Raw genomic sequence first — 9,247 nt, 5'->3', positions numbered from 1 at the left:
GGATCGCCTGCCAGGCCGGCTCGGCCGCCGGGCGGCCGTGCAGCGCGTGCAGGAACTGGTTGAGCCGCTCGCGTTCGCCGTGCAGGAGGGCGTCCTCCTTGTTGGCGAAGTAGTTGGAGAACGTCCGCCGCGAGACCTCCGCGGCCTCGACGATCGCCTCCACCGTGACCTCGGTCAGACCCCGCTCGATCGCCAACTCCATCGCCGCGCGATGGAGAGCGTCGGCGGTAGCCGCCTTCTTCCGCTCGCGAAGGGTCTGGGTCGCCGCCTCCGCCGTCGCCGTCTCCACGCTTTGCACGATATCGCGCTCACCTACGTATTGCTCAATGGGCAACTTTGCGCACCGGGCAAGTCGATGGCATCCTGTCTGATGGCAAGCTGAACGCGAGCATCGTTCGCGCTCTGGCAGCGGGCGCTGCCGGCGGCAAGGATGGGACGCGGGCGATCGATGTCCCGCAGGCCAACGGTGACCCGAAAGGATCAAGGCGGATGGGCACCTCGGTGGCGCGCCACCCTGACGAGGAGCATTACGGTCCGGCCGTACGCCCGATGAAGTTCGAGCGCGGCACCGACGGACCCCGGGTCGTGATGGTCGGCGTCGACGGCACCGACACCTCGATGCGCGCCGCCGCGTCGGCGTTCGGGGTGGCCCGGCGCCAGGGCTGCGGCCTGACCGTGGTCTTCGTGGCGGCACCGGGCCTGCTCGCCTCGCTCGCGCCGCAGGTCGGCTACGCCCAGCAGGAGGCCTTCGAGGAGGTCGCCGCCGAGCTCAAGCGCGAGGCCCACCGCGCGGCCGAGGAATACGGGGTGCCGGTCACCCTGGTCACCCGCCACGGCGACGCGTTCTCGGAGCTGGCGGCCGTCGCCGACGCGATCAAGGCCGACTTCGTCTTCGTCGGCGCCTCGGCCCAGGCGGGCCACAAGTTCGTCGGCTCGATCGCCACCCGCCTGGTCCGGCTGGGCCACTGGCCGGTCGTGGTCGTGCCTTAACGACCCTTGTCGTACGCGTCGCGGGCCGTGAGGACGTCGTCGATCCGGGACTCGACCCAGCGCGTCAGCGCCCAGACCTGCTCGGCGACCTCGCGCCCCATCGGCGTCAGCGAGTAGTCGACCCGGGGCGGGATGACCGGCTTGGCGTCGCGGTGGACGAAGCCGTCGCGCTCCAGCGTCTGCAGGGTCTGCGCGAGCATCTTCTCGCTCACCCCGCCCACCTCGCGGCGCAGCTCGCTGAACCGGCGGCTGCCGTCGCGCAGGGTGGCCAGCACGAGCACGCCCCAGCGGCTGGTGACGTGCTCCAGCACCGGCCGGGAGGGGCAGTCGACGCGCCGGACGTCGGCGGCGCGGACCTCGCTTACTGACATGTCCGTACCTTACTTCAAGGTGGGTACTTACGGCAATGGGGGTACGCGACGTAGCGTTAGCCACGAACTTACCACCCGGACAAAAGGAACGTTTTTCTCATGAACATCGTCGTCACCGGCGCCACCGGCCAGCTCGGCCGTCTCGTTATCGCGGACCTGCTGGCCCGCGGCGTCCCGGCCGAGGGGATCACGGCGATCGTCCGCGACGCCGGGAAGGGGGCCGACCTCGCCGCCCTGGGCGTCCGGCCGCACGTCGCCGACTACGACCGGCCGGAGACGTTCGACGGCGCGTTCGCCGCCGGCGACCGGGTGCTGCTCATCTCGGGCAGCGAGCCCGGGCGGCGCGGCCCGCAGCACAAGGCGGTCATCGACGCCGCCGCGGCGGCCGGCGTGGCGCAGTTCGCCTACACCGGCGTCTTCGGTGGCCCGAACGCCTGGATCGCGCTCGCCGCCGACCACCACGTGACCGAGGAGGCGATCCTCTCGTCGGGCCTGCCCCACACGTTCCTGCGCAACAACTGGTACTCGGAGATGTACACCGGCGACCTCGCCGGCATCGTCGCCCGTGGCGCGGTGGCCAACGCCATCGGCCCGGACGGCCTCGTCGCCACGGCGCCGCGCAAGGACTTCGCGGCCGCGGCGGCCGCGGTGCTGACGGGCGACGGGCACCTCGGCAAGGCGTACGAGCTCAGCGGCGACCGGGCGTGGGCCTTCGGCGAGTTCGCGGCGGAGGTGAGCCGGCAGACCGGCAAGCCGGTCGCGCACGTCACCCTCCCGCCCGCGGAGCTCAAGGCGGTCCTGGTCGGCGCGGGCCTGCCGGACGCGCTGGCGGACATCTTCGTGGAGATCGACGACGCGATCAACAAGGGCCTCCTGGCCGCGACGCCGGGCGACCTGTCGACCCTGATCGGCCGCCCGACCACCCCGATCGCCGAAACGATCGCAACCGACCTGGCGAAGCTCGGCTGATCGCCCGTCAGGCGCGGCGGAGGCGGATGGTCGCGATCTGGAACGGGCGTAGCGACAGGGTCAACCCGTCGCGCAGCGCGTCGCGTTCCAGGTCGCGTTCCAGCAGGTCTGTCTCGGTGGCGGCCGCCACCGGGAAGTCCGGCTCCAGCCGTGCCGAGGCCCGGCCGCCCAGCGCTTCGTAGACCCGGACCACCACGTCGCCGGAGCGGTCGTCGGCCAGCTTGAGCGCCTCGACCACCACCGACTCCGGTGGGTCCGCCGTCACCCGCAGCAGCGGCGCCACCGGCGAGCCCACCGTCGTACGCGCCGGCAGGTTGATCTCGTAGCCCGCGCGGACCGCGTCGGCGACGGTCGCGCCCGGCACCAGCGCGTACCGCATGGTGTGCCGGCCCTGGTCGGTCTCCGGGTCGGGGAAGCGGGGCGCGCGCAGCAACGACAGCCGCACCGTGCTCGACGTGCCACCCGCGGGCCGCGCCACCCGCCGCACGTCGTGCCCGTAGGTGGAATCGTTGGCCAGCGCGACCCCGTACCCCGGCTCGGCGACCCGCACCCACCGGTGCGCGCACACCTCGAAGCGGGCCGCGTCCCACGACGTGTTCTCGTGCGTCGGGCGCGACAGGTGCCCGTACTGCGTCTCGAACCGCGCCCGGTCGGTGTGCACGTCGATCGGGAACGCCATCTTGAGGAACTTCTCGCGCTCGTGCCAGTCGACCTCGACGCGGAAGTCGACCCGGCGGGCGCCGGCCGGCAGCGTGATCTCCTGCAGCATCGTGGACGCGCCGAACGTGCGGGAGACCCGGACCGTGCCGTCCGCCAGTGACATGTCGGTCACACCGTCCACATCGGTCACCAGGTCACGGTAGAACGGGTCGACGTCCCAGGCGTCCCACCGGTTGGGCTCATCGCGGTGGAGTTGCGGCAGGTTGGCCGGACCCGCCAGCACCTCGCGGCCGGCGACCAGGTCGAGCACCGACACCAGCAGGCCGCGGGCGTCGACGGTCACCCGGAGCAGGCCGTTGTCGAGGATCCAGCCGCCGCCGAGGAGCGGCTCGGCGTGGACCGCGCCGGCGATCGGCGGCGGGTGCCCGGCCCCCAGCGCGGGCAAGCCGTCGCGGGCGAACGGCGCGGCATTGAAGGAAACCTCGCCGGCGGCCGGCGGACCGGCGAGCCGGCGCATGGCGTCGGCGATGAGCAGCTCCAGCAACGCGGCCACCCGGACGTAGGTGTCCCGGGCCTCGCGGTGCACCCAGGCGATGGACGACCCGGGCAGGATGTCGTGGAACTGGTGCAGCAGCACGCGCTTCCACAGGTCGTCGAGTGTCTCGTAGGGATAGTCCACACCGGAGCGCACCGTTGCCGTCGTGCACCACAGCTCCGCCTCGCGCAGCAGGTGCTCCGCGCGCCGGTTGCCCTGCTTCATCGCGGCGTGCGAGGTGTAGGTGGCCCGGTGCAGCTCGAGATAGAGCTCGCCGACCCAGACCGGCGCGCGCTCGCCGTACTCCTCCTCCGCCGCGGCGAAGAACGTGGCCGGCGCCTCGATCGCGACCCGCGGCGCACCCTCCAGGTCGGACAGCCGGCGGGCGCGGGCGAGCATCTCCCGCGTCGGGCCGCCACCGCCGTCGCCGTGCCCGAACGGCAGCAGCGAGCGGGTCGCGTCGCCCTTGTCGCGGAAGTTGCGGACCGCGTGCGCCACCTCCGCGCCGGTCAGCTCGCCGTTGTAGGTGTCGGCCGGCGGGAAGTGGGTGAACACGCGGGTGCCGTCGATGCCCTCCCACCAGAACGTGTGGTGCGGGAAGCGGTTGGTCTGGTTCCACGAGATCTTCTGCGTGAGGAACCAGCGGGTCCCGCTCAGCTTCACGATCTGCGGCAGCGCGGCGGAGTAGCCGAACGAGTCGGGCAGCCACGCCTCCCGGGTCTCGATGCCGAAGGTCTCCAGGAACCAGCGCTTCCCGTGTACGAACTGGCGGGCCAGCGCCTCGGAGCCGGGCAGGTTGGTGTCGGACTCGACCCACATGCCGCCCACGGGGACGAACCGGCCCTGCTGGACGTGCGTTCGCACCCTCCTGAACACCTCGGGGCGGAACTCCTCGAGCCAGGCGAACTGCTGTGCCGAGGACATCGCGTACACGAGGTCCGGATGGGTGTCGAGGAGGTCGGCGACGTTGGCCGCGGTACGCGCGACCTTGCGCACGGTCTCCCGCTGCGGCCAGAGCCAGGCGGTGTCGATGTGCGCGTGGCCGACGGCGGTGATGCGGTGGGCGCTGGCGTGCGCGGGGCGCGCGAGCACACCGGCCAGCTCGACCCGGGCGGCGGCGGCCGTGCCGGGCAGGTCGGCGGGGTCGAGCGCGTCCATCGCCCGCGACAGCGCGCGCAGGATCTCGTGGCCGCGCGGCTCGCCGACCGGCAGCTGCGCCCGTAGCTCGGCGAGCACCTCGAGGTCGTGCACGAGCTCGGCGAGCTGCTCGTGACGGAACGTGACGTCGGCGCGGACAAGGCGGTAGAGCGGGGCGTCGCCGGCGGTGGCCGGGTCGCCGAGCGGGGTGGGCCGGAAGTCGACGAGCACGGTCGGGTTGGCGGCGGCCTCGACGTAGAGGTCGACCGGGCCCGCGCTGACCGGGATCCAGTCGTTGCGGGGGTGGAGCCCCTTGCGGGGCTCGCCGTCGGGACCGTAGACGAGGCCCTCCGCCTGGAAGCCCGGCGAGGAGGGGTTCCAGCCGAGGTCGACGACGATCTCCGCGGTCGTGCCGGGCGGCGGCTGCGGGACCGTGCCGGTCAGGTGGAACCAGGTCGTGCTCCACGGCGGGCCCCAGGCGGTGCCGATCGGGAACGGCGCGAAGGTGCCCTCGGCCAGGGCGACGGCGGGCGGCACGGGCTCGCCGTCGACGGGCCAGGCGGCGACGTCGAGGGTGCCGACCACCTGGTGCACGGCCGGCCGGAGCCGGTCGGACAGGAGTCGGGCCAGGCGATCTTCGACAACGGTCCGGTCGTCATGCACGGGGGTAGCTTATCGATCTCGTACGCTGCGGCATTTGGCCATTTTCGCCTGTTAAGTCGGCCTAGCGTCGGTGGCGTGCAGGTGTGGAACACGCCGCCGGACCGGCTGGGCATGGAGTGGCGGATCGAGGTGCGCGACGCCGGGCGGGTCAGCGTCTACCGCCGCACGGGGCGCCGGGTCTGGAACACCCCGCTGCGCCGTCCGCGCGACCTGTACGAGCTGGGCGGCTGGCTCGTCGACCGGGGCATCGACCCGGATTCGCTGCGGGCGGCGTGACCGACATCGAGGTGACTCGTTTCTCAGTGGGAAAACTTGCCCAGAGCGCAAGATCCGGAGCATGCTGAAGGCGATCGAAGACTTCGGAGGATCTCCTCGCATGAGTGCCACCACCACTACGGCCCGCCCCGCCGGCGAAACCGGGCAGATGAGTCATCGGCAGACGCTGGAAGCGCTGAGCGGGCTGCTGCTCGTGCTGTTCGTCGCGCTGGTTTCGAGCACGGTCGTCTCGACGGCGCTGCCCCGGATCATCGGGGAGCTCAACGGGTCGCAGACCCAGTACACCTGGGTGGTCACGGCGACCCTGCTGACCGCGACGGCGACCACGCCGATCTGGGGCAAGCTGGCCGACCTGTTCAACAAGAAGCAGCTGATCCAGATCTCGATCGTGATCTTCGTGGTCGGGTCGGCGATCGCCGGGCTCAGCCAGAACGCGGGCCAGTTGATCGCCGCCCGGGCGTTCCAGGGCATCGGCGTCGGCGGCCTGCAGGCGCTGGTCCAGGTCGCGATCGCGGCGATGATCCCGCCGCGCGAGCGGGGCCGTTACAACGGCTACCTGGGCGGCGTGATGGCGCTGGCCACGGTCGGTGGCCCGCTGCTCGGTGGCCTGATCGTCGACACGTCGTGGCTGGGCTGGCGCTGGTGCTTCTTCGTCGGCGTGCCGATCGCGATCATCGCGCTTGTGCTGCTCCAGGCGACGCTGCGGCTGCCGACCATCAAGCGCGACAACGTGAAGATCGACTACCTGGGCGCCTCGCTGATCGCGGCCGGCGTGAGCGTGCTGCTGATCTGGATCTCCTTCGTGGACGGCACGTTCGCCTGGCTGTCGTGGCAGACGTTCCTGATGGTGGGCGGCGCGGTCGTCCTGCTCCTGCTGGCGGTCCTCGTCGAGGCGAAGGCGGCGGAGCCGGTGGTGCCGCTGGGCATCATCACCCAACGCACGACGGCGCTGTCGATCATCGGCAGCCTGGCGGTCGGCATGGCCATGTTCGGCGGTGCCGTGTTCCTCGGCCAGTACTTCCAGATCGGCCGCGGCTACTCCCCCACCGAGGCGGGCCTCCTGACGATCCCGATGATGGCGGGCGTGCTCCTCTCGTCGATCGTCGCGGGCCGGCTGATCACCCGCAGCGGCAAGGTGAAGCCCTACATCGTGGTCGGCTCGATCGTCCTGGTCGCCGGCTTCGCGATGCTGGGCACGATCGACCACGCGACGTCCCTGGTGTTCGTCGGCGCGGGCATGCTGCTGGTCGGCATCGGCGTGGGCATGACGATGCAGAACCTGGTGCTCGCCGTGCAGAACAGCGTGCCCCTGAAGGACATCGGCGCGGCCAGCGCTTCGGTGGCGTTCTTCCGCTCCCTGGGCGGCGCGATCGGCGTGTCGGTCCTGGGCGCGGTGCTGGCCCGCCGGGTGACGGACCAGATCACCCACGACCTGACCGCGGCGGGCGTCCCCGCCGGCGGCGCGTCGTCGGGCACCAGCGCGCTGAACCTCAACGCGCTGCCGGACACGGTGCAGCACATCGTCCGCGCCGCCTACGGCGACGCCACCGGCCACATCTTCCTGATCTCGGCCGCGATCGGCGTGGTCGGCGTGATCGCCGCGCTGTTCCTGCGCTCGGTCACGCTACGCACGAGCCTGGACCTGGGCGACCGCGAGCGCGGGGTCGCGACGGCCGCGAGCGCGATCGACGGCGTGGCCGACGCCGAGGAGCCGGTCACCCACAACGGCAGCCGACCCTCGGGCCGGTGACGCCACGCCGGTCGTCGGGGTCCCACCTCCCTCGGGACCTCGCCGACCGGCGCGCGTCAGGCGTCGGCCTCCACCCGCGGGTCGTCGAGGCCTGGCGGCCAGCGGACCCTCCATCGTGCGGCGACATGTCGGCGGGAGAGCCGCGTCGCGCGGCCGAGCGTCACCCGGCCGTCGCCGGTCGCGGTCACGGAGCGGATCACCCAGGGGCGGTCGTAGGTCATGAACGGAACGCTAGCCCCGGGGTACGACAGTTCTACCCCCGTCGCGGCGGCGGGGGGAACGGCGGGTGCACGTACCCCGGCACCCAGAACGGCGGGTAGCCGTAGTACCCGTACACGTCGCCGTAGTAGTCGGCCTGGTCCGTGAGCTCCGGGTCGTAGCGCGGCGCCCCCGCCACCCGGTCCGACGACTGGTCGATCAGGACCGCCTCGTCGAGAACGGCGGTGACCGCCTCGACGGGTACGAACGACGGCGTCGCGCCGAACCCGAGTATCCCGCCGTGCTCGACCCGCAGGAACCGCACCCGGCCCTCGTCGGCGTCGACCAGTAGGTCCGCGACGGTGCCGATGTCGGTGCCGTCGCTGTCCTTCACATGCTTGCCGCGTACGTCCTCGCGCGGGTCCGCGACCGTCCGCCCCGTGTCACTCAAGCGCACCAGAATCCTGTTGTCCGCCATGGTCACAGGCCTACCCGACCGGTACGCACGGGAAACGTGAGCGGTGATCGCCTAACGTGGCCCCTACCCGACATCTGGAGGTCCCATGGGGAAGGTCGACTACGACGCCCGCCTGCACGCCGTCTACGACGCCGGCCGGCGCATGTCGCGGGACTCGCAGCGGACGTGGACGGACGCGTTCGCCCGCCACCTGCCGGACACGCGGCCACTGGCGTGGCTTGACCTGGGATCGGGTACGGGTCGCATGACCCCGGTGCTGGCCGATGCCTTCGGCGGCCCCGTCCACGGCGTCGAGCCGTCGGACCGGATGCGCGAGCGGGCCACCGCCGAGGCGAGCCACCCGGCCGTCACGTACGCGGCCGGCTCCGCGGAACAGATCCCCCTGCCGGACGCCACGGTCGACGCGGCCCTGCTCTTCTACGTCTGGCACCACGTGGTCGACCGCGAACGCGCCGCCCGGGAACTGCACCGGGTCGTCCGGCCGGGCGGTCGGCTCTTCGTACAGGCCAACTTCGCCGACCGGATGCCGGACACCTGGTGGTTCCGCGTCGTGCCGGAGTGGAAGGCGATCGACCAGAAGCAGTTCCGCACCGAGTCGGAGGTGACCCGCGACTTCACGGCCGCCGGCTGGCACCTGGTGGCGAGCGACGAGGTGACCTGGCTCCGCGCGCCGAGCCTGGCCGACGACTACGCACGCCTCAAGCTGCGCTCGGTCTCGATGTTCGAGCTCATGACCGACGAGCAGGCGGACGAAGGCTTCGCCCGCATCGAGTCGGCGCTGTCCACCCTCGAGCGCGGCCCGCAGCACGAGACCAGCGCCCAGTTGGTCTTCGCGCGCCGGTAGTCCGTGGATCCGTGGCCGGCGCTCACCGGCCACGGATCGGGAAAGCTCAGCCCGCCGGGGGGAACGGGTCGTCCTGGTACGTGTACTCGGTCTCGATCTTCCCATCGGTGTTGTGCACGACGAGCTGGCTGGGCTGGCTGCCCTTGGCCACCTTCCGCCCGGCCGCGATCGCGTCGTCCTTGGTCGAGTGCGTGCTGTCCACAGACGACCCGTGCTCCACCCGCCAGCCACCACCGTCAGGCACAACGTGGAACTGCGTACGCGAGGTCATCTCATCCTCCATGGGTTGGCCGGCCGGTCGCCGGCGTCGCTGCCTCCACTACCCAGACCCGGTATGGTCAGTCATCTGAACCAGAAAGTGGTGTCCGCCAGACCC

At 71.9% G+C, this 9,247-nt stretch carries 11 protein-coding genes; 5 read left to right on the top strand and 6 right to left on the bottom strand.

Translation table 11 applies throughout. The features are described from left to right. A partial coding sequence (locus Asi02nite_RS40185) for a TetR/AcrR family transcriptional regulator (RefSeq protein ID WP_239127691.1) occupies positions 1-289 on the bottom strand: 289 nt, incomplete at its 3' end. Positions 290-489: 200 nt separating this feature from the next. On the opposite strand from Asi02nite_RS40185, the gene Asi02nite_RS40180 reads away from it, so the two are divergent. Further along, the gene (locus Asi02nite_RS40180; RefSeq protein WP_203719301.1) at positions 490-990 is read left to right on the top strand and encodes a universal stress protein; all 501 of its coding nucleotides are present in this window, start codon (positions 490-492) and stop codon (positions 988-990) included. On the opposite strand, the gene Asi02nite_RS40175 is transcribed toward Asi02nite_RS40180, so the two are convergent. Further along, the gene (locus tag Asi02nite_RS40175) at positions 987-1,361 is read right to left on the bottom strand and encodes a winged helix-turn-helix transcriptional regulator (protein ID WP_203719300.1); all 375 of its coding nucleotides are present in this window, start codon (positions 1,359-1,361) and stop codon (positions 987-989) included. The two genes, Asi02nite_RS40180 and Asi02nite_RS40175, sit on opposite strands and share 4 nt — an antisense overlap. A gap of 99 nt (positions 1,362-1,460) precedes the next feature. On the opposite strand from Asi02nite_RS40175, the gene Asi02nite_RS40170 reads away from it, so the two are divergent. Continuing rightward, the gene (locus tag Asi02nite_RS40170; protein ID WP_203719299.1) at positions 1,461-2,330 is read left to right on the top strand and encodes an NAD(P)H-binding protein; all 870 of its coding nucleotides are present in this window, start codon (positions 1,461-1,463) and stop codon (positions 2,328-2,330) included. A gap of 7 nt (positions 2,331-2,337) precedes the next feature. Here Asi02nite_RS40170 and Asi02nite_RS40165 read toward each other — a convergent pair whose 3' ends face one another. Beyond that, positions 2,338-5,325 (bottom strand): alpha-mannosidase, encoded by a 2,988-nt coding sequence (locus Asi02nite_RS40165; RefSeq protein ID WP_203719298.1) that lies wholly within the window; start codon positions 5,323-5,325, stop codon positions 2,338-2,340. 75 nt (positions 5,326-5,400) lie between these two features. Between Asi02nite_RS40165 and Asi02nite_RS40160 the strand changes: the two genes are divergently transcribed. Both Asi02nite_RS40160 and Asi02nite_RS40155 read left to right on the top strand, forming a co-directional pair. Continuing rightward, entirely contained in the window at positions 5,401-5,601 is a 201-nt protein-coding gene (locus Asi02nite_RS40160; protein WP_203719297.1) for a hypothetical protein, read from the top strand. Positions 5,602-5,701: 100 nt separating this feature from the next. Further along, positions 5,702-7,351 (top strand): MDR family MFS transporter, encoded by a 1,650-nt coding sequence (locus Asi02nite_RS40155; protein ID WP_203719296.1) that lies wholly within the window; start codon positions 5,702-5,704, stop codon positions 7,349-7,351. Between the two features lie 56 nt (positions 7,352-7,407). Here Asi02nite_RS40155 and Asi02nite_RS40150 read toward each other — a convergent pair whose 3' ends face one another. Together Asi02nite_RS40150 and Asi02nite_RS40145 are read right to left on the bottom strand one after the other, a co-directional pair. Next, positions 7,408-7,572 (bottom strand): hypothetical protein, encoded by a 165-nt coding sequence (locus Asi02nite_RS40150; RefSeq protein WP_203719295.1) that lies wholly within the window; start codon positions 7,570-7,572, stop codon positions 7,408-7,410. Between the two features lie 32 nt (positions 7,573-7,604). After that, positions 7,605-8,006 carry a PRC-barrel domain-containing protein gene (locus Asi02nite_RS40145; RefSeq protein WP_239127690.1) on the bottom strand — a complete coding sequence of 134 codons (402 nt, stop codon included), beginning with the start codon at positions 8,004-8,006 and terminating at the stop codon, positions 7,605-7,607. A 106-nt stretch (positions 8,007-8,112) separates the two neighbouring features. On the opposite strand from Asi02nite_RS40145, the gene Asi02nite_RS40140 reads away from it, so the two are divergent. Then, the gene (locus Asi02nite_RS40140; RefSeq protein ID WP_203719293.1) at positions 8,113-8,871 is read left to right on the top strand and encodes a class I SAM-dependent methyltransferase; all 759 of its coding nucleotides are present in this window, start codon (positions 8,113-8,115) and stop codon (positions 8,869-8,871) included. 46 nt (positions 8,872-8,917) lie between these two features. On the opposite strand, the gene Asi02nite_RS40135 is transcribed toward Asi02nite_RS40140, so the two are convergent. Next, a complete protein-coding gene (locus Asi02nite_RS40135; protein ID WP_203719292.1) occupies positions 8,918-9,142 on the bottom strand; it encodes a DUF2188 domain-containing protein in 225 nt (74 codons plus the stop codon). Between the last annotated feature and the right edge of the window lie 105 nt (positions 9,143-9,247).

The organism is Asanoa siamensis, assembly GCF_016862555.1.
GTDB classification, from domain to species: domain Bacteria; phylum Actinomycetota; class Actinomycetes; order Mycobacteriales; family Micromonosporaceae; genus Asanoa; species Asanoa siamensis.
This window is presented reverse-complemented; position numbering and strand designations above follow the sequence as displayed.